Annotated in this window: 18 protein-coding genes; 9 read left to right on the top strand and 9 right to left on the bottom strand. The window is 68.6% G+C overall.

What is annotated here, in order from left to right; genetic code table 11:
- Positions 1–163 precede the first annotated feature (163 nt).
- Entirely contained in the window at positions 164–1,045 is an 882-nt protein-coding gene (locus IRZ30_RS08185) for a DUF1028 domain-containing protein (protein ID WP_294084403.1), read from the top strand.
- A 327-nt stretch (positions 1,046–1,372) separates the two neighbouring features.
- Positions 1,373–1,726 (top strand): GIY-YIG nuclease family protein, encoded by a 354-nt coding sequence (locus IRZ30_RS08180; RefSeq protein WP_294084402.1) that lies wholly within the window; start codon positions 1,373–1,375, stop codon positions 1,724–1,726.
- 265 nt (positions 1,727–1,991) lie between these two features.
- Here the strand turns inward: IRZ30_RS08180 and IRZ30_RS08175 are convergent, their stop codons facing one another.
- The 4 genes from IRZ30_RS08175 to IRZ30_RS08160 are packed head-to-tail and all read right to left on the bottom strand — an operon-like array spanning position 1,992 to position 4,990.
- Complete coding sequence (locus IRZ30_RS08175; protein ID WP_294084401.1) at positions 1,992–2,729, bottom strand: rhomboid family intramembrane serine protease; 738 nt, start codon at positions 2,727–2,729, stop codon at positions 1,992–1,994.
- A gap of 39 nt (positions 2,730–2,768) precedes the next feature.
- Complete coding sequence (locus IRZ30_RS08170; RefSeq protein WP_294084400.1) at positions 2,769–4,355, bottom strand: glycosyltransferase family 39 protein; 1,587 nt, start codon at positions 4,353–4,355, stop codon at positions 2,769–2,771.
- A 38-nt stretch (positions 4,356–4,393) separates the two neighbouring features.
- Positions 4,394–4,567 carry a YtxH domain-containing protein gene (locus IRZ30_RS08165; protein ID WP_294084399.1) on the bottom strand — a complete coding sequence of 58 codons (174 nt, stop codon included), beginning with the start codon at positions 4,565–4,567 and terminating at the stop codon, positions 4,394–4,396.
- An 18-nt stretch (positions 4,568–4,585) separates the two neighbouring features.
- On the bottom strand, positions 4,586–4,990 hold the full coding sequence (locus IRZ30_RS08160) for a YtxH domain-containing protein (protein ID WP_294084398.1): 405 nt from the start codon (positions 4,988–4,990) through the stop codon (positions 4,586–4,588).
- A 277-nt stretch (positions 4,991–5,267) separates the two neighbouring features.
- Between IRZ30_RS08160 and sucC the strand changes: the two genes are divergently transcribed.
- Together sucC and sucD are read left to right on the top strand one after the other, a co-directional pair.
- The gene (gene sucC, locus IRZ30_RS08155) at positions 5,268–6,407 is read left to right on the top strand and encodes an ADP-forming succinate--CoA ligase subunit beta (RefSeq protein WP_294084397.1); all 1,140 of its coding nucleotides are present in this window, start codon (positions 5,268–5,270) and stop codon (positions 6,405–6,407) included.
- A 20-nt stretch (positions 6,408–6,427) separates the two neighbouring features.
- Positions 6,428–7,297: a succinate--CoA ligase subunit alpha gene (gene sucD / locus IRZ30_RS08150; protein WP_294084396.1), complete on the top strand. Its 870-nt coding sequence runs from the start codon at positions 6,428–6,430 to the stop codon at positions 7,295–7,297.
- Between the two features lie 138 nt (positions 7,298–7,435).
- Here the strand turns inward: sucD and IRZ30_RS08145 are convergent, their stop codons facing one another.
- Positions 7,436–8,482 (bottom strand): hypothetical protein, encoded by a 1,047-nt coding sequence (locus IRZ30_RS08145; protein WP_294084395.1) that lies wholly within the window; start codon positions 8,480–8,482, stop codon positions 7,436–7,438.
- A gap of 197 nt (positions 8,483–8,679) precedes the next feature.
- Here IRZ30_RS08145 and IRZ30_RS08140 point away from each other — a divergent pair, with 197 nt between their 5' ends.
- The 4 genes from IRZ30_RS08140 to IRZ30_RS08125 all read left to right on the top strand — a co-directional run bounded on the left by IRZ30_RS08140 (position 8,680) and on the right by IRZ30_RS08125 (position 13,637).
- On the top strand, positions 8,680–8,943 hold the full coding sequence (locus IRZ30_RS08140) for a hypothetical protein (RefSeq protein WP_294084394.1): 264 nt from the start codon (positions 8,680–8,682) through the stop codon (positions 8,941–8,943).
- Positions 8,944–9,083: 140 nt separating this feature from the next.
- Positions 9,084–11,216, top strand: coding sequence for a YfhO family protein (locus tag IRZ30_RS08135; protein ID WP_294084393.1), 2,133 nt, complete (start codon positions 9,084–9,086; stop codon positions 11,214–11,216).
- Positions 11,217–11,376: 160 nt separating this feature from the next.
- Positions 11,377–12,738 (top strand): MmgE/PrpD family protein, encoded by a 1,362-nt coding sequence (locus IRZ30_RS08130; protein WP_294084392.1) that lies wholly within the window; start codon positions 11,377–11,379, stop codon positions 12,736–12,738.
- A gap of 53 nt (positions 12,739–12,791) precedes the next feature.
- Entirely contained in the window at positions 12,792–13,637 is an 846-nt protein-coding gene (locus tag IRZ30_RS08125; RefSeq protein ID WP_294084391.1) for a CoA-binding protein, read from the top strand.
- 117 nt (positions 13,638–13,754) lie between these two features.
- Here IRZ30_RS08125 and IRZ30_RS08120 read toward each other — a convergent pair whose 3' ends face one another.
- The 4 genes from IRZ30_RS08120 to IRZ30_RS08105 form a co-directional block, all read right to left on the bottom strand.
- A complete protein-coding gene (locus IRZ30_RS08120) occupies positions 13,755–14,540 on the bottom strand; it encodes an enoyl-CoA hydratase/isomerase family protein (protein ID WP_294084390.1) in 786 nt (261 codons plus the stop codon).
- Between the two features lie 185 nt (positions 14,541–14,725).
- Complete coding sequence (locus IRZ30_RS08115) at positions 14,726–15,247, bottom strand: MaoC family dehydratase (RefSeq protein ID WP_294084389.1); 522 nt, start codon at positions 15,245–15,247, stop codon at positions 14,726–14,728.
- A 118-nt stretch (positions 15,248–15,365) separates the two neighbouring features.
- The gene (locus IRZ30_RS08110; RefSeq protein WP_294084388.1) at positions 15,366–16,544 is read right to left on the bottom strand and encodes a CaiB/BaiF CoA-transferase family protein; all 1,179 of its coding nucleotides are present in this window, start codon (positions 16,542–16,544) and stop codon (positions 15,366–15,368) included.
- Positions 16,544–17,701, bottom strand: coding sequence for an acyl-CoA dehydrogenase family protein (locus IRZ30_RS08105; protein ID WP_294084387.1), 1,158 nt, complete (start codon positions 17,699–17,701; stop codon positions 16,544–16,546). The genes IRZ30_RS08110 and IRZ30_RS08105 overlap by 1 nt, the downstream gene beginning before the upstream one ends.
- Before the next feature lie 375 nt (positions 17,702–18,076).
- On the opposite strand from IRZ30_RS08105, the gene argF reads away from it, so the two are divergent.
- On the top strand, positions 18,077–19,042 hold the full coding sequence (argF, locus tag IRZ30_RS08100) for an ornithine carbamoyltransferase (protein WP_294084386.1): 966 nt from the start codon (positions 18,077–18,079) through the stop codon (positions 19,040–19,042).
- The last annotated feature ends 72 nt before the right edge of the window (positions 19,043–19,114 follow it).

The raw sequence follows: 19,114 nt of genomic DNA, 5'->3' as shown, positions 1-19,114 counted from the left end.
AACCCCCCGTCTTTGGGGTGGTGGGGGTGTTTTTTTTTTATACGAGCCGGGGGGGGGGGGGGGCCCCCCCCCCGCTTCGTGCTTGCGGGGCACGGGGAAGTCCGGCATAGTGGGCACGCGGGCACGCAATCGCTTACGGGCAACCGGGGAGGGAACCAGACCCATGACCAGCGGACGGCAGTGGCCACCGGTAAGCACCTTCTCGATCGTGGCCTACGACCGGGCGACGGGCGACCTCGGCATCGCCGTGCAGTCGAAATTCCTGGCGGTCGGCGCGGTCGTGCCGTGGGCCCGAGCCGGAGTCGGCGCTGTCGCCACCCAAGCCTGGTGCGATACCAGCCACGGGCCACGAGGGCTCGACCTGATGGCCGGTGGCGCCTCGGCGGGTGAAGCCCTCGCCGCCATCATCGGCACCGGCGAAGGGCATGAGCGCCGCCAGGTCGGAATGGTCGATGCGCACGGCCGCGCGGCAAGTTACACCGGACCAGACGCACCCGCCTGGGCCGGCAGCATCGTCGGGGACGGCTTTTGCTGCCAGGGCAACATCCTGACCGGCCCTGAGGTGATCCACGCGATGGCCAAGGCGTATCGGTCCACGACCGGCAGCTTCGCCCACCGGTTGCTCGCCGCGCTCGAAGCCGGCCAGGCGGCCGGCGGCGACAGCCGCGGCCAGCAATCGGCTGCGATCCTCGTCGTGCGCGAGAAGGGCGGCTTCCTCGGCGGCAACGACCGCTATATCGACCTGCGCGTCGACGACCACCCGCGCCCGATCGAGGAGCTCCGCCGGCTCGTGATGCTCCACCGGGTCTACTTCCAGACCGACGAGGCCGATCTGGTCGTGCCAGACGAGGCCCTACTGGCGACCATCCGCCGCCAGCTCATCGCGACGGGTGACCTCACCGACGGCACCGACGACCCCGCCGCGATCACCGCCGCGCTGGAACGCTTCGCCGGCCGCGAGAACCTCGAATCACGCCTACGCGATGACGGCCAGATCGACACCGTGATCCTGGAGTTCCTCCGCAACGCCGCCGGCGAGGGTTGATCGCCGCGCGTGCGATTGAACGCACCCCGAATACACCGAGCCTCCGCCGAGGCGGTACCAGAAGGCTTCGACCTAGGTGGTACGCCGTGTAGGAAATACCTCAACATCGCGGGTCTATGTCATCCTGAGCGGAGCCGTCCGACGCGGAGCGGCGGGCGGCGGAGCGAAGGATCTCTACGTGCGTGGTCGTCGCAGCGAGAGATCCTTCGCTTCGCTCAGGCTGACACACATACTTCGACCGGCCCTTGGTCATATAATCGCGACAATCAGCGCAATGACGAGAACTGACCACCACACAAGGAGCCGGTTGATGCGGCGATCCTCTATGTGTACATCCTGACGAATGCCTCGCGCACCCTCTACACCGGCGTGACCAACGATCTAGAGCGGCGCGTCCTCGAACACAAGCGCAAACTGATTCCCGGCTTTACCAGGCGATACAACCTCACCCGTCTTGTCTACTTCGAGGAGTTCGGGGATATCCGGGATGCCATCGCCCGCGAGAAGCAGATCAAGGGCTGGCTACGAGCGAGAAAGGTCGCCCTTATCGAGGCCACGAACCCGACATGGAAGGATCTGAGCGCAGACTGGTTCAGCGAGAGGATTTGTCGCCAGCAACACCTGCCATGCGGGAAGGGTACTGACACGCCTCGCCTCCGCCGTTGCTGTCCCCCTGGGTGACCGGCGACAGTGCGTTCGTCACCACCGTCTGAAGGCTGTTTTTGTCATCCTGAGCGGAGCCGGGGACGGCGAAAGCCGTCGCCGGCGGAGTGAAGGATCTCCCCGGTTGGTGGGGGTTCCAGCGAGAGATCCTTCGCTCCGCCGCCCGCCGCTTCGCGTCGGTCGGCTCCGCTCAGGATGACATGGCTCCAGGCATGTTTCCGATGTGGACTGGCAGAGGTGAAGGGCCACGACACTGAGTGGTCCCTGGGATAGTAGCGTCCTGTTACCAGCGCTGGAAGGCGCGGTAGCCGCGCCGGGCGAGGCGCTGGCGTTCGACGGCCTTTGGGTCGCGGAATACCCAGACGAGGATCACCCCCGTCACGAAGCCGCCGACGTGCGCCCAGAAGGCCACTCCGCCGGTCGGCTGCGTCTCGACCCCCAGCGTGGCCAGCCCGCTCACCAGTTGCAGCAGGAACCACAGCCCGATCATGACGACCGCGGGAACCATCACCACCGTGATGAAGAAGCCGAGGACCACGAGCACGCGGACCAGCCCGCCAGGGTACATCACGAAGTAGGCCCCGAGCACGGCGGCGATCGCGCCGCTCGCGCCGATCATCGGCGTCGTATTGTCCGGGCCGGCGAGGAAGATCTGCGCCAGCGCCGCGCCGATGCCGCCCAGCAGGTAGAAGATCAGGTAGCGCAGGTGTCCCATCGAGTCTTCGACGTTGTCGCCGAAGATCCACAGGAAGAGCATGTTGCCCAGCAGGTGAGCCCACCCGCCGTGGAGGAACATCGAGGTGAGGATCGTCAGGTAAATCGGGAACGGTGCGAGCGGCGGGACATCGACCCCGTGCGTGATCTCGGCAGGCACGATCCCGAACCGAAAGATGAACGCCTCAAGCTGGTCCATCGGCAGTGAAACTTCGTAGAGGAAGACCAGCACGTTGAGGGCGATCAACGCGTAGTTCACGAGCGGAGTCGTGCGACGGCCCCGGTTGTCGTCACCGATCGGGATCATGCGTGGTCCCTCCCGCCGCCCCAGCTCTTACGGTGCGGCCTACGGCTGGACCGGAGGACGATCGCGGACACTCGGGCTGCGGAACGCGTTCTCACTCAATACGCGGATCTTCCGGTCCGCGAAGCTGAGGTAGGCCGTGCCCGGCGGTGACCGGTGGAGCAGCAGCGGACTCCCATCCGGGAGATCCCAGCGGAACCACGTGACCGCGTCGGGCACCCGCTCCGCGAGCGAGTTGTCCAGGACCACAATGTACTCCAGATCGGTGACGCGGACGAGCGCGTGGGCATAGAGTGTCGGGTCGAGCCGGTAGTCGGACTGTCCATTGATCGCATCGTAGAGACTGCCCCAGTTGCCGTGCCAATCACGCCCAACGCCGATGACGGAGTACTGAGGAAGCAGATAGCCGGCGATGCGGAACGACTGGCGGCCGTCCGAGCTGGTCAAGACCACGGTTCGGTCCGGGGGAAGTTCGGAGACGATGCGCGTCACCTCGTGCCAGGCCGCATTGTGGGCTTCCAGCGCGCCGCGGCTGGGCTGCATCTCATGCCCCGGCATCGCGAGCGGCGGCATCAGCAGGAAGAGCAATGCACCGGCAGCCGCCAGCGCGACCAGGCGCACCGCTGCCACCCGACCGACCAGCATGCCGGCGCGTTCGAGAGCCAGCAGGCCGAGGATCGTCACCGGGGGCAGAATCAGCAGCAGGTAGCCCCACTGGCCGAAGTGCACCAGCGTGAACATCAGGATCGGTGGGATCATCCAGGCCCAGAGGAGGTACGTCCGCGGCGCGAGCGGCCACAGGGACGGTCGTGCGCGCACCAACGCAACGGCCACCACGATCGCGAAGAGGTTCAGCATCACCGCGCTGGCACTGACCACCGATCCAAGGTTGCCGAGCCAGCGCATACTCGGCCCCGACGCCAGCGAGGTTGGCTCGACCGCCACCCGGGTCAGCAGGCGCAATTGCGTCCAATACTCCACCGGGCCGCCCGACACCACGACCAGCGGCACCGCCCAGGCCAGGCAGCCGGCCGCGGTGATCCCGGCCGCGAGCGCTCGCTCCCGCCAGCGCATCGCCCAGATGCCGAACAGCCAGACGAGCCCCAGGAGCGGGAGTGCCGTCGGCCGCAGCCCACCCGTGAAGGCCGTCGCAAGCCCGAGCCAGAGCGCACTCCAGCGATCGGGCCGGGTGTAGGCCCGCCACGCCGCCAGCGCTACCAGGACGCCCGCAGCGGCCTCCGGAGCGTAGGAGAGCGCCGTTTCCCCGTAGAACCAGAGCAGCGGGTTGACCGCCACCAGCAGCGCCGCCCAGGCACCGATCCGGCGGTTGGCGAGGCGCGCACCGATCGCCGCCGAGCCCCAGACCACGACGAGGCTGGCGATGATGCTCAGGGCGATCAGCGCCTGGTTCGGGTCGGGGATCAGCGCGTGGGCACCACGTCCGAATAGGACGTAGAGCGGGTTGCCCGGTGGATGCGGTTGGTGGAGCGCGATGTTGAAGTGCTTCAATGCGAGCAGGTACTGCACCGCATCCCAGTTGATGGGCACCTCTGAGCGGAATGGCAGGCGCGTCAGCGCCGTCAGGAGTAGCAGGCTCGCGATGGTGGCTTCCCACCATCGTGCCGTCAATCGACTTCGCAGCATACTTCAGCCAGCGCGGAACCGCCCTACCGCTGTGCCCCCATCGCCCCGCGGATCCCGCCGGGGAGATCGCGAACGGTGGAGGTCGCCCAGCGCACGAGTTCCCGCCGCGTGTCGGCCCCACGGCGTGGCGCAAATAGCAGGCCGATGACGAGGCCGTACGTCATGAACTTCAGGGCGGTACGCATCCGGGTCAACATGCTCGGCTCTCCCTACCGTTAGCTTCGGCTGGCAGGCAGATCCCCCTCACCCGGCCGCTCGTCCGTCGCCTCCGCCGGCTCATCCGACGTCACGGCCGACGCAGTGGGCATAGTGGCGGTAACCTCGGTCGCCGTGGCCGGTTCCGGCGCGGGTTCTGGCGTCGGCCTCGGTGCGGGTGGCGGTGTCGTCTCGTACGTATACTCGTACGACTCCCCACCGTTGGTCGCCAGCAGGTCGGACAGCACCGGCACCTGCGCCGCCACCTCGCGCGCACGCTGTTCGAGCGTCCGGGCCCGTCGCGCGATCTCCGCGCGCACCTCTTCGCCGGACCGGGGCGTCAGCCACAGCGTCGCACTCGCGCTCGCGATTGCACCGAGCACGACCCCAGCGATGAAGGCGCCGTCACCACGGTCGTCAGCCATGTCTCCTCCTTCGCGCCCGAACCCATCCCGACAGGCGCGACGGCCCGTCGGCCTACCGATCGTGGTTAGACTACCGCAACGGGATGGGACCGACTAGCACACGCCGGTCCAGGGCGCGATTCCCCGTCGCGACTATCAATCCCCGTGCCACGAGCACACCCGAACCCGCGCTCCGCCGCGGAACTGCACGGAGGAGCGGCGGGGCTGTGCTATTATCGGGGACGCGAATGGACCGCGGTGGGGCGGACCGCCCGCCCTACGACGTCGGGGGTGATGGATGAACATTCACGAGTACCAGGCTGCCGAGATCCTCAAGGGGTACGGCATCCCCATCAACCAGGGGATCGTCGCGACCACGCCGGACGAGGTCGCAGCAGCGGCTGGGCAACTCGGCGGCACGGTGGTGATCAAGGCGCAGGTGCATACCGGCGGGCGCGGCAAAGCGGGTGGCGTCAAGCTGGCGCATTCGCCGGAGGAAGCCCGGGAAGTTGGCAGCCGCATCCTGGGCATGGATATCCGTGGCCACACCGTGCACAAGGTGCTGGTCGCGCCGGGCGTGAACATCGCCCGGGAGTACTACCTCGGAGTCGTGATCGACCGCGCCGCCCGCGGCATCACGATCATGGCGAGCAGCGCGGGTGGGGTCGACATCGAAGAGGTCGCACGCGAGACGCCCGAGAAGATCCACCGCGAAGCCGCACATCCCTTCCTCGGCTTCCACGATTACCAGGCTCGCCGCCTGGCGTTCAGGCTGGGGATCGAGCCGGATCTCGTCGGCGGCTTCGCCCGGATCGCCCGCCAGCTCTTCGAGGCATTCGTGCAGTCCGACGCCTCGCTGGCCGAGATCAATCCGCTGGTGCTCACCGCGGACCGGACCTGGCTGGCGCTGGACTCGAAGATCACCATCGACGATAGCGCGCTGGTCCGCCATCCGGACCTGGAACAACTGCGCGACCTGCAGGAGGAGAACGCAACGGAGCTCGAAGCGCGTGCGGCCGGGCTCAGCTTCGTCAAGCTCGACGGCACCATCGGCTGCGTCGTCAACGGGGCCGGGCTCTCGATGGCGACGATGGACGCCATCAAGCGGTACGGTGGTGAGCCGGCCAACTTCCTCGACGTCGGCGGCGGCGCGAGCGCCGAGCAGGTGGAAAAAGCACTGCGTCTGGTCCTGGCCGACCCCAATGTGCGGGCCGTGCTGATCAACATCTTCGGCGGCATCACGCGCTGCGACGAGGTCGCGCGCGGGCTGCTCTCCGCCATGGACGCGGTCAAGCCAACGGTCCCCTTCGTCATCCGGCTGGTCGGCACCAACCAGGACGAAGGGCGCCGCATCCTGGCGGATGCGGGGATCACGGTGGTCGATACGATGCCGGAAGCGGCCGAGCGGGTCGTCGCAGCGGCTGGCGCCGCAGCATAACGCCGGGTGGGAGGAAACGCGTGAGCATTCTCGTAGATCGCCAGACACGCCTGCTGGTTCAGGGGATCACCGGCCGGGAAGGATCCTTCCACACCGCGCAGATGATCGAGTACGGCACCAACGTGGTCGCCGGGGTCACCCCCGGTGGCGCGGGCAAGACGGTGCACGGCGTGCCGGTGTTCAACACGGTCGAGGAGGCAGTGCGCGAGACCGGCGCCAACACCTCCATCATCTACGTTCCCGCCCGCTTCGCGCCGGACGCCATCTACGAGGCCGTGGATGCCGGGATCGCGCTCATCGTCTGTATCACCGAAAACATCCCGACGCTCGACATGGTCAAGGTCTATCACTACGTCAAGCAGTCGGGGAGCCGGTTGATCGGGCCGAACTGTCCCGGGTTGATCACTCCGGGTCAGGCCAAGGTCGGCATCATGCCGGGCTACATCCACACCCCCGGCCCGGTCGGGCTCGTATCCCGCAGCGGCACGCTGACCTATGAGGTCGTACACGCGCTGACTCAGGCCGGTCTGGGGCAGAGCACCGCCGTCGGCATCGGCGGTGACCCGATCATCGGCACCTCGTTCGTCGATGTGCTGGGGATGTTCGAGGCCGATCCGGCCACGCGCGCCATCGTGATGATCGGAGAGATCGGCGGCACCGACGAAGAGCGGGCAGCCGAGTACATCAAGGCGCACGTCTCCAAGCCGGTCGTCGGCTTCATCGCCGGACGCACCGCGCCGCCGGGCAAGCGCATGGGTCACGCCGGGGCCATCATCTCCGGCGGTCAGGGCACCGCGGCCGAGAAGATCGCCGCCCTCAACGCCGCGGGCGTACCGGTTGCCGAGAGCGCCCAGCAGGTGGCCGAGCTCGTGCGCGAAGCGCTCGGGTAAGCGCCGTCACTCGTCATACGTCACCCGTCATGCGTCATGCCACGGGTGCGGGTGGATCTGACGATCCACCCGCACCCGTTCTGCATTGTCCGAGGGTGTCGGATGACGGGTGACGCATGATGCATCACGCCCACCCGCTCATCCCTCCCGAAACGGGTCGTAGAAGTCGTACCCTTGCTCCTCCGCACCCGAACGGAAGCCGCCGGCGAGAGGGGAGCCGAGCCGCGGGTCCAGAAGCCGCGCGGCGATCTCGCGCACCGAGGCGTGGGGACTCTCGGACGCGGCCTGCGCCGGCACCGGTGTGCGGTGGCGCGTCCACAGCAGCCCGGCCGCGTCCTCGGCCAACTCCCGCACCGGGTGCTTCACAAACATCGTCAGCACCGGCTCGATCTGGGCCGTAGTCAACCATTCTCCGAGCGCCAGCAGGGCACTGCGGCGGGCAGGGAGCGCCTCCGCCTCGTCCATGAGGAGCGCTACCGCGTCCCCGGCCGCGCGCTCCGGATCTTCGGTGAAGGCGCGGGCCCAGGCGGCGGCCCGCACCCGCACCGACGTGTCCCGCACCCAGCGCGCCGTGTCGGCCAGGAGCGCGTCCGGCAGGTCGTCCGCCGCCACCTCGGCGGCCAGACCGCGGATCTCCTCATCCGGGTCCGCCAGCGCAGCCAGGACCAGCGCGCGGCGGTCGGCGTCCGGCAGCGGCGCGGTGCCGAATGGGTCAAGCACGAGCAGGTAGAGGGTCGTTTCGCGGGCCACCGGCGCGCCCTCGCGGAAGACGCGCAGCGCTGCATCCCGAACGGTATCCGGCCCAGCCGCGGCTAGACGCTCCCAGAGCACCCCCGCGGCGTTGCTCCCGGCCAGGAAGGGCGCGCGCTCGATCAGCGCGCTCACCGGCAAGGCACGGACGACCGCCGCGGTCGTCCGGTCGCGCCGCTCGGGGACGAAGTCCGCCTCGTACGTCAGGAGCCGCTCGGCCAGGGCGGCAGCGGCGGCCGGGTCAAGCCGGGGCAGGATCTCTCCTCGTACCCAGCGGCGAGCGGCCGGCTCCTCCAGCAGTGCCTGGAGCACGGGCATTCGTTCCGCAGCCGGGAGACTGGCGACGCGGTCCGCCACGCCCGGATCAGGTGGTTCACCGCTCCGGAGGCGCGCCAGGATGCCGTCGATGCCGGTGGGATCTAGCGGTCGGATCATCATCGCCTCGCCCCCGATTGTACCCGAGCGGCATGGCGCCAGCCGGTGCGTAGCGTGGTCTTGCCGGGAACGCGGTTTTCGGTTATATGGTGGGGCAGACGAGCGAAACAGCAGGAATCGCAGGCCGGTCCGACCCCCGCCGCGCAACGGCGGCCGGGTCGCCAGCGGCCTAGTGACAACACCGGTGGAGGAACAGCATGAGGCGCAACCGCGGGTTCGCCCGCGACGACGACGGCGCCATGGCGTCCGGAGTCCGCTCGGTCCGGCGCACGCGAGCCAGCAGCAACGACCTCGAGCTTGCCCGCGAACTGTGGGAGCCGATCGTCTGCCCGGAGTGCGGTACCGACCATCCTGATACCGTCGCAATCCGCCTGAAGCGGACCGGCAACAGCATCGAAGCCCGCTGCTCCGACTGCGGTGCGGTCGCGGCCCGGTTCACGGCGGGGCTCTGGACCTCCTGAGCGGCCTGCCCACCCCCGAGCCACGTCGAGTACACTACGAGGCGACCCGGCGCCGCTGACTGTCTCCGGTCAAGGATGCCGGCGGCCCGGTCTGCACCGTACTGCGACCGTTCGGGTTCCAGATTGCGACGTGTCGATCGGTGCTGGCTGACCCTCGTCTGGCCCACGCCGAACGCTCGCTTGACAGCCGGGCGCCTTCCAGGGCGGGCGACGCCCTCGCAGTCGCCCTCCTCGTGCTGCTGGCCATCCTCCTCAACTGGCAAGTCTTCCGCCTTCCCAACGGCCTGCCGGCCAGCGGCGACGGCTCCGATCTCTGGGTCACACACTGGGGCGAGTTTTCCTACCTGAAAAAGACCGTCGCGGAGTCCGGCGCGATCCCGCTCTGGAACCCGCACCTGATGAGCGGGCGGCCCTTCGCCGCTGACCCGTTGGCGGCGCTCTTCTACCCGCCCACTCACCTCGTGCACCTGTTGCCGCTTCGCGCGTTCTTCCTGCTGATGCTGATCGGCCACCTGGCCTTCGCGGGCGTCGGCGCGTATGCGCTGGCCCGCCTGGGGGTCCGACTGGGCATCGGTGCCGCGCTGCTGGTAGGCATCGCCTTCATGTGGAGCCCGCGGCTCATCGGCCACTATGGGGCGGGCCACCTGACGATGACGATGGCCGCCTCCTGGCTCCCATGGGTCGCGCTGGCGCTCGTGCTCGCGATCCGCCGCGGCGCCATTTGGGTCGCGCCCGCCGGGCTCGCGCTCGGGCTGGCGATCCTGGCCGGGCACCCGCAGATCGCGTTCTACCACCTGCTCATGGTCGGCGCGCTGACCGCCGGCGGGTTGGTGTGGGCCGCGCGGCGGGAGCATACGGGGCGCGCACGGTTTCGTGCGGCGGTGCGCGTCGCCGGGATCGGCGTGGGTACGGTCGCCATCGGCGTCCTCGTCGGTGCGGCGCTCCTCCTCCCGGCACTGGAGTTCACGCACCAGTCGCTGCGCGAGGGAGGGCTGACCGTCGAGGATCGGCTGGCGCCGATCGATGTGCTCCGATATCTGCTGGCGGTGCCCATGGATGCGGCGATCCCCCACGAGAAGACCTTCGTGCCAGGCATCCCAGTCCTGTTCCTGTTCCCGCTCGCCTTCCTCCGCCGCCGCGGGCTGGCCGCGCTCCTCACTGGGGCAGTCTGCCTCACCGCCGTGCTGGCGATGGGAGCCGCGACACCGCTCCTGCCCTTCCTCGCCGAGCACATCCCCGGCTTCGGCTACTTCCGCGCTCCGGCGCGCATCTGGTTCCTCGGAACGTTAGCACTCGCCCTGCTGGCTGGGATGGGCTTCGACGCGCTTCTGGGCGGCCGCCTGCACCTGCGGCTCCTCCAACCCGCCCTGATCCTGTTGCTCGCGGTCAACCTCTGGACCGTCGACGAGCCGCTCATCCATGTTCGCAGCGCAGACCTTGGGTACACCCCCTCCCAGCTCGAAATCGCCGCCGCGACCCTGGCGGGAGACACCCGCGTGTACGGCGTCCAGCGGAACATCCGTCAGGCGATCCTCCCTGCGCTGGATCTGGAACTCGCCGACGGACAGGATCCGCTCCAGATCGCACGCTACGCGCGCTTCATGCAGCTCGCGGGCGGCTACCAGTTCGACGGCTACGCGCTGGCCATCCCGCCCTTTGAGGTCTACGACCTCGAGTGGCCGACCCACCAGGACGCCCAGCCTCGCGCCCGTCTCCTCGGCCTGCTCAACGTCGGCATCGTGGCCTCGCGCACGCCGCTGAACGACTCTGAACTGGTCCATGTCGCGACCATCGGCGACACCTTCCTCTACCGCAACGACGCGGTCCTGCCGCGCGCCTTCGTCGTCTCCGCGTCGCTCGGCACGGAACTGGCCCGCGCCACGCCGGAGCAGCTCGCCCAGCTCGCGATGGACGGTGCCGTCGCGCCCGATCCGGAGACCGGAGCCGCGTCGGTAACCATGCAGACCCCTGACCGCCTCGTCACGCAGGTGGACCTCCGCACGGACGGCTACCTCGTGGTTGGCACGCCCTGGTACCCCGGCTGGGAAGCACGGATCGACGGCCGCCGCGCCTCCCTCGATCAGGTGGGCGGCGTGTTGCAAGGGGTCAGCGTCCCCGCTGGCGTCCACACCGTCGAGATCGTCTACCGCCCGCGCTCGGTTTGGATCGGGCTGGCCCTGTGCGTCAGCGGGCTGATGATCGCCGGGATCTGGACCCTGATCGCCGCCCGCGCCGCCCGCCGCGCGCACCACCCTCGCAAGGCAACACTGTGATACGATCCCGGCACGGATCACCACCTACGGCAGGGCGAGGGCACCACAACTCCATGCGAGTCGATGTCATCGAGGTCTGGAATGTGATCGAGCGCGACCTACCGGACCTGTAACGGCAGATTGAATTGATCCTGCGCGAGTACGAAAGCGGAGGCACGGCATGACGCTGACGAGGACTTTGGCCGAGTTCATCACCGCCACGGGCTTCGACGACCTGCCCGAGGAGGCGGTCGCCTTGACGCGCCGCTCGATCCTCGACTGGCTCGGCTCTGCGCTCCGCGGTGGGACCACCGAACCGGCGCGGATCGCGCGGAAGGTGGCGAGCCGGGCGATGCCCGGCAACGACGCGACGGTGCTGGCGAACGGTGAGCGGCTCTCGGCGCTCGGCGCCGCCTTCGTCAACGGCACCGCGTCGCACATCATCGAGCTGGACGATCTCCACCAGGCCTCCACCTTCCACCCGGCCGCACCGATCATCCCGGCCGCACTCGCCGTCGCCGAGCGGCGCAATGCCCGCGGGAGGGACTTCATCCGTGCGGTCGCCCTCGGCTATGACGTGGGGATCCGCGTGGCCGAGGCAGTCAACCCTTCCCACTACCGCTACTGGCACCCGACCGCCACCTGCGGCGTCTTCGGCGCCACGGCCGCGGCCAGCGCGCTGCTCGACCTCTCGACCGACGAGGTCGTCCACGCCCTCGGCACCGCGGGCACCCAGGCCGGCGGGCTGTGGGAGTTCCTGGCTGACGGCGCGATGTCGAAGCATCTCCACGCCGGGATGGCTGCCCACGACGGGATCCTCTCGGCCGACCTCGCCGCCGCCGGGTTCACCGGCGCGACGCGCATCCTCGAAGGCCCACGCGGCTTCTTCGCCGCCACGACAGACACCCCCCACCCCGAGCGGGTCACCGCCGGGCTCGGCCGCGACTTCAAGATCGTGGAGAACGGGTTCAAGCTCCACGCCTGCTGCGGGCATACCCACACCGCCGTCGACGCCGCTCTGCTGCTGCGCGAGCGCATTGCGGGACGGCCGATCGAGCGGATCGACATCGACACCTACCGGGTGGCGCTCGACATCACCGACAACCCGGCGCCGCGCACCCCGTACGAGGCGAAGTTCAGCATCCAGTACGCGGTAGCCGTGGCGCTCCTCGACGGCCGGGCCGGCCTGGAGCAGTTCACCGAGGAGCGGCTCGCCGGGGACGACGTCCGCGCCCTGCTGGCCCGCACCAGCGCGTCCGAGAACCCCGAGCGTACCGCCGCGTACCCCGCCGTCTGGGCATCTCGCGTCCGGGTGACGCTGGCGGACGGCACGGTGCTGGAGGAGACGGTGGAGCACCCCAAGGGGATGCCGGCCAACCCGCTCACCGACGACGAAGTCGCGGCCAAGTTCCACGACCTGGCCGATCCGGTGATCGGCCACCACGCCGCGGCGCGGCTGGTCGAGGAGGTGTATCGCTTGCCGGACGATTCGCCGGTGGTGGACCTGATCCTGCCGCTGATTCAGCGGCTGCCGGTCATCTAGCCGGACGCGAGGCACGGGGTGCGGGTGAGAGACGGGCGAAGGAGCGGCCCTCGGTGGCGGTATTGATCGATGCGACGACGCGCGTGCTCGTTCAGGGGATCACCGAGGACGCGGCGGCCGCCCTCACTGAGCAGATGCTGGCCTACGGCACACCGGTCGTCGCCGGCGTCGCCCCCGGACGCTACGGCGAGCGCGTGGCCGGGGTGCCGGTCTACAACACCGTAGCCGACGCCGTCCTCTTCCACCAGCCGAGCGCCACGTTGATCGCGGTGCCACCCGACGCCGTGCTCGACGCCGCGCTGGAGGCGCTCTCCCACGGCATTCGCCTGCTCCTGATCGCCACCGACTTCGTGCCGGAGGGAGATGTCCGGCGCCTGCTCGGCTGGGCGCGCGACAGCACCGCCCGCGTGATCGGCCCCGGCTCGGCCGGGATCATCGCCCCGGCAGCGCACCTACGGATCGGAACCATCGGCGGGGAGAACCCCGACCGCACCTTCTCACCCGGCCGGGTGGGGGTGATCGCGCCGGGCTCCACGTTGGCCGCCGACATCACCGCGCTGACCCGGCGGCTCGGCATCGGCATCAGCACCGCCGTGAGCACCGGCACAGCCCCGATGGTGGTAACGACCCCGGCCCACCTGCTCCCCCTCTTCGAGCGGGACGACGCGACCGCCGGCGTCGTACTCGCAGGCAACGCCACCTGGGCGGAGGAGGTCGCCGACGCCATTATGGCTCAGCGGTACACCAAGCCACTCATCGTGGCCCCGACCGACGGCACACCCGACGGAACGGACGCGCTGCTTGACGCGGGCGCGCTCGTGGCGGAGGAGTGGGAAGACCTCGTCCAGTACCTCAGCCTGACCTTCCGCGGCGTCCCCTTCTTCGGCGACGACGATTGACGGCAGGAGAGCGGCCCTCACCCCCAGCCCCTCTCCCAACTTTGGGAGAGGGGAGCGAACGTGTACGAGACGGTCGAGGCTCCGTCCGAGGGCCGTGCCCCTGGGGGATGGGAACGCCTAGCGCCCCTGCCACTGGGGCTTGCGCTTCTCCAGGAAGGCCCGCACCCCCTCGCGGAAGTCCTCGCTCATGTAGCAGCGCAGAATCAGCTCGTCGCTGCGCTCGGGACGCCGGTGCGCCAGCACCCGCCGCACGGACTCCTTGGTGACCTGAATCGTCAACGGGGCGTTGGCCGCGATGTGCTCGGCCACCTCGGTCACCCGCGCCTCCAGCTCCTCCGGAGCGACGATCTCGTTGACCAACCCGATCGCCTTGGCTTCCTCGGCGCCCACCATGCGCGCGGTAAAGATGATCTCCTTAGTCCGCGCCGGACCGATCAGGTCCACCAGCCGGGAGTAGTTGTTCATCGAGAGGCAGTTGCCGAGCGTCCGCGCGATCGGTATCCCGAAGCGGGCGTCCGGCGTGCAGATGCGCAGGTCGCAGGCGAGGGCGATGCTCGCGCCACCGCCGACGGCATAGCCCCGCACCATGGCGATCGTCGGCCGTGCCAGGGCCTCCAACCGCCCGATCACCCCGTCGATCCGCGCCTCGTAGTCGAGCGCATGCTTCGGCTCGGTGAAGGTCTGGAACTGGCTGATGTCGGTCCCGGCGACGAACGCCTTGTCCCCCGCGCCGGTGAGCACCAGCACCCGCACCTCCGGGTCGGCTTCCACCGCGTCGCAGATGCGGGCCAGCCCGTCGTACATGGCAAAGGTCATCGCATTGCGGGACTCCGGCCGGTTGAACGTCACCCAGGCGACCGGCCCCCGCCGCTCGAACAACAGATCAGGCGTTCCCGTGTCCATGGCACCCCTTCCGATGAGTTCATGCTTCATACGTCATGCGTGATGCGTCCCCCTCACCCCCGGCCCCTCTCCCACCAGGGGAGAGGGGAGACAACTCAAAGAAAGATTGAGACCTTCCCCCTCTCCCAAGGTTGGGAGAGGGGGAAGGGGTGAGGGCCGTCGTCCACTTCACCCCCACTCGTCGCTCAGGAAGCGCTCTCTCCACCACTCTCTGCCAGCTTCGGTCGGGGGATGGTCGGGGCGTGACCCCGCTTGTAGACCATGATCGTCCGCTTGAACGTGATCACCACCACCCCGTCCTGGTTGTAGCCGGTCGTTCGCACCGTCACGATACCCACGTTCGGCCGAGACTTCGACTCCCGCTTGCTCAGCACCTCGGATTGCGAGTAGATCGTATCCCCCTCGAACACCGGATGCGGCAGCCGCACCTCGTCCCAGCCGAGGTTGGCGAAGACGTTCTGCGAGATGTCCATGACGCTCTGGCCCGTGACCAGCGCCAGCGTGAAGGTCGAGTCGACCAGCGGCCGGCCGAACTCGGTCTGCGCCGAGTAGTGGTGGTCGAAGTGGATCGGCGCGGTGTTCTGCGTCAGCAGGGTGAACCAGATGTTGTCGGTCGTGGTGACCGTGCGCCCCAGCGGGTGCTGGTAGACATCCCCGACCTCGAAGTCCTCGTAGAATCGTCCGGTCCAGCCTGGCTTCTCAGCCATGCACGATGGTCCTTTCGGTCTCGTATGTCATACGTCATACGTCATGCGTCATCCGTACTGCTCCCCTCTCCCCTGGTGGGAGAGGGGCCGGGGGTGAGGGGGACGGATGACGCACTCCCTACACCACCCCCTCATCCCGCAGGCGCGCGATGGCGGCGGCGTCGTAGCCGAGCGTGGCCAGGATGGCGTCGGTGTGCGCGCCGAGCGCGGGGATCGCGCCCATCGCCGGTGTGACGCCCTCCATGACCACCGGCGGCAAGAGCGCCCGCAGCGGCCCGGCGGGGGAGTCGATCTCCGTCCAGCGGCCCCGCGCCGCGAGCTGGGGATGATCGATGAACTCTTGTACGGTGCGCATCCGCGCGTTGGCGATCCCGGCCTGCTCCAGCCGATCCACCACCTCATCGGCAGTCAACCCGGCGAATGCAGCCTCAATCACCTCGGCCAGCGCCTGGCGGTTCGCGACCCGGTCGGGGTTCGTGGCGAAGCGCGGGTCGGTGGCGACCTCCGGCCGCTGCAGCACCTCCTCGCAGAAGCGCACCCACTCCCGCTCGTTCTGGATCGAGAGGTGCACCAGCGCGCCGTCCCCGGCGGGATACGGGCCGTAGGGCGCGATCGTCGGGTGGCTGGCCGCGCTGCGCACCGGCTGCTGCCCGGTGTAGGCCGTGGTGTACATCGGGTGGCTCATCCACTCGCCCAGGGCGTCGAACAGCGACACCTCCAGCGCCGCGCCCTCGCCGGTCCGCTCGCGCTGGTACAGGGCGGCCAGGATGCCGGAATAGGCGTACATCCCGCCGGCGATATCGGCGACCGAAATACCGGCCCGCGACGGCGCCTCCGGCGTGCCGGTGACCGACACCAGTCCCGTCTCGCACTGGATCAAGAGGTCATAAGCCTTCTTATCCCGGTAGGGGCCACTCGACCCGTAGCCCGAGACAGCGCAGGTGATGAGGCGCGGGTAGCGGGAGCGCACCGTCTCGGCGCCGAACCCGAGGCGCTCCACCGCGCCCGGTACCAGGTTGTGGACGAAAACGTCGGCCTCCGCCAGCAACGCATCGAGGATGCGCACCCCCTCCGGGTGCTTGAGGTTGAGCGTCAGCGACTCCTTGCCCCGGTTGAGCCAGACGAAGTAGGCGGACAGCCCCCGCACCGCCGCGTCATAGCCGCGGGCGAAGTCGCCGCTTCCCGGACGCTCGATCTTGATGACCCGCGCGCCAAGATCGGCCAACTGCCGCGTGGCGAACGGCGCGGCGACCGCCTGCTCCAGCGCGACGACGGTAATCCCCTCCAGCGGCAGCATCAGAACGACCTCGGCATTCCCAGCACATGCTGGCCGATGTACGACAGGATCAGGTTCGTGGAGATGGGCGCCACCTGGTACAGCCGCGTCTCGCGGAACTTGCGCTCGATGTCGTACTCCCGTGCAAAGCCGTAGCCGCCGTGCGTCTGGATGGCGACGTTGGCCGCCTCCCACGACGCATCGGCCGCCAGCAGCTTCGCCATGTTGGCCTCCGCACCGCACGGCTCACCCCGGTCGAACTTCGCGGCCGCGTCGTAGCGCATCAGGTCGGCGGCGCGCAGGTGGACGTACGCCTGGGCGATCGGGAACTGCACCCCCTGGTTCTGCCCGATCGGCCGGCCGAAGACCACGCGCTCGGAGGCGTATTTGGTCGAGCGGTCGATGAACCAGTAGCCATCCCCGATACACTCGGCGGCGATCAGGATCCGCTCGGCGTTCATCCCGTCGAGGATGTAGCGGAATCCCTGCCCCTCCTCGCCGATCAGGTTCTCCGCCGGAACCTCCAGGTTGTCGAAGAAGACGGCGTTCGTCTCGTGGTTCATCATCGTCGCGATGGGCTGCACTTCCATCCCGTTCCCGATCGCCTCCCGCAGGTCGACCAGGAAGACAGATAGCCCTTCCGACCGCTTCTTCACCTGATCGCGCGGCGTGGTGCGGGCCAGGAGGATCATCAGATCCGAGTGCTGCACCCGCGAGGTGAAGACCTTCTGTCCACTGATCACGTAGCGGTCGCCGCGGCGCACCGCCGTCGTCTTGATCTGCGTCGTATCGGTGCCCGCATCCGGCTCGGTTACACCGAAGGCTTGCAGGCGCAGCTCACCGGTGGCGATCTTGGGCAGGTACGTGCGCTTCTGTTCCTCCGAGCCGTGCCGCAGCAGCGTCCCCATGGTGTACATCTGCGCGTGGCAGGCTCCGGCGTTGCCCCCGGAGCGGTTGACCTCTTCCAGGATGATCGACGCCTCGGTGACGCCGAAGCCGAGCCCGCCGTACTCCTCGGGGATCAGGGCGGCAAGGAAGCTCGCGTCGGTCATCGCCTTGACGAACTCCTCCGGGTAAGCCGACGCTTCGTCCTTCTCGCGCCAGTACTCATCGGGGAAACGCTGGCACAACTCCCGCACCGCGCGGCGCAGGTCTCGATGCAGCTCATTCTCGGTCACGCTCGACCGCTCCCTCTCCTATCGACTTCACGGCAAGACGCGCCCCTCGCCCACTATAGCGCACACCCGGCACGATGCATGCACCCCGGACCGCCCGCGCCGCCCCTTACAAAGGAGCCAGAAGGAGAGGAAAGAAGGCCACCGTACGCTGACATGATGAGTAGGACCCTTGACACAGCGGTCAAAATGGTGCATCGTTACGCCCACCCGCCGGACCAGGTCCGGAAGGGTACGTGTTCCGTTTCTCGAACCGAATGGGAAGGGTAAAGAGGTGGGTCAATCGACTCTCCGCTTCAGGCGCAGGTGCAGCTTCGAGATGCTCAGGCGTGACGCTGAGGCTCGTAGGTTGTCCTGTGTCTTGGAGGGAGAGAAGCGATGGCTACCCAAACCCGGATCGCGAAGTTTGACCTTCTTACCGACGATGATCTGACCCCGCATCAGGCGGTGGCGCTGATCGAACGCGCCGCCGAGCTCAAGGCCCAGCGCGCAGCGGGCGAACTCCACGACCACCTCCTCCGCGGCAAGACCCTCGCGATGATCTTCGAGAAACCCTCAACCCGGACCCGGGTAGCCTTTGAAGCCGGGGTCGCGCAGCTCGGTGGTCATGCCCTCTACCTCTCGACCCACGACCTGCAACTCGGTCGAGGCGAGACGATCGCCGACACCGCTCGGGTTCTCTCGCGCTACGTCGACGCCATCATGGCGCGGGTGTTCAAGCATGAGGATCTGGAGGCCCTGGCCTCCGCGGCGACGGTGCCGGTGATCAACGGCCTGTCCGACCTCGCCCACCCGACCCAGGCACTGGCCGACATGCTGACGGTCAAGGAATACCTCGGCGGTTGGAGCGGCCGGAAGCTGACCTACGTCGGCAACGCCAACAACATGGTCCACTCGCTGCTCCTGGCCGGGGCGCTCGTCGGCCTCGACGTCTGCGTCGCCTGCCCGGCCGCGTCGCGGCCGAACCCGGACATCCTGGCCCGCGCCACGGCGATCGGCGCCACCACCGGTGCGACCATCACGGTGGTGGACGACCCGCGCGAGGGCGTGGCTGGTGCCGATATCGTCTACACCGATGTCTGGGTCAGCATGGGCCAGGAGGTGGCACCGGAGGTACTGGAGGCTCTCAAGCCGTTCCAGGTCAACACCGAGTTGATGGCCTACGCCAAGCCCGGCGCACTCTTCATGCACTGTCTCCCGATGTACCGGGACAACGAAGTCACGGCCGAGGTCGCCGACGGCCCGGCATCCATCATCTTCGACCAGACCGAGAACCGGCTGCATCTGCACAAGGCGCTGCTGGTCGAAATGATCAGCGACCACGTCGACAGTATCTTCGCCTAAGGCACGACGCGGGGCGGCCCATAGGCCGCCCCCCCCCACCTCGCAAACCACACCCAGGCCGCGGCCCCCACC

It is taken from the genome of Sphaerobacter sp. (assembly GCF_019683595.1).
Taxonomy (GTDB): Bacteria; Chloroflexota; Chloroflexia; order Thermomicrobiales; family Thermomicrobiaceae; genus Sphaerobacter.
Note: the sequence above shows the minus strand (reverse complement) of the source record. Positions and strands in the feature narration are given on the sequence as shown.

Coding starts and splice junctions, on each gene's coding strand:
- IRZ30_RS08185 (WP_294084403.1), top strand. CDS start 164: ATGACCAGCGGACGGCAGTGGCCACCGGTAAGCACCTTCTCGATCGTG.
- IRZ30_RS08175 (WP_294084401.1), bottom strand. CDS start 2,729: ATGATCCCGATCGGTGACGACAACCGGGGCCGTCGCACGACTCCGCTC.
- IRZ30_RS08165 (WP_294084399.1), bottom strand. CDS start 4,567: ATGTTGACCCGGATGCGTACCGCCCTGAAGTTCATGACGTACGGCCTC.
- IRZ30_RS08160 (WP_294084398.1), bottom strand. CDS start 4,990: ATGGCTGACGACCGTGGTGACGGCGCCTTCATCGCTGGGGTCGTGCTC.
- sucC (WP_294084397.1), top strand. CDS start 5,268: ATGAACATTCACGAGTACCAGGCTGCCGAGATCCTCAAGGGGTACGGC.
- IRZ30_RS08145 (WP_294084395.1), bottom strand. CDS start 8,482: ATGATCCGACCGCTAGATCCCACCGGCATCGACGGCATCCTGGCGCGC.
- IRZ30_RS08140 (WP_294084394.1), top strand. CDS start 8,680: ATGAGGCGCAACCGCGGGTTCGCCCGCGACGACGACGGCGCCATGGCG.
- IRZ30_RS08130 (WP_294084392.1), top strand. CDS start 11,377: ATGACGCTGACGAGGACTTTGGCCGAGTTCATCACCGCCACGGGCTTC.
- IRZ30_RS08120 (WP_294084390.1), bottom strand. CDS start 14,540: ATGGACACGGGAACGCCTGATCTGTTGTTCGAGCGGCGGGGGCCGGTC.
- IRZ30_RS08115 (WP_294084389.1), bottom strand. CDS start 15,247: ATGGCTGAGAAGCCAGGCTGGACCGGACGATTCTACGAGGACTTCGAG.
- IRZ30_RS08110 (WP_294084388.1), bottom strand. CDS start 16,544: ATGCTGCCGCTGGAGGGGATTACCGTCGTCGCGCTGGAGCAGGCGGTC.
- argF (WP_294084386.1), top strand. CDS start 18,077: ATGGCTACCCAAACCCGGATCGCGAAGTTTGACCTTCTTACCGACGAT.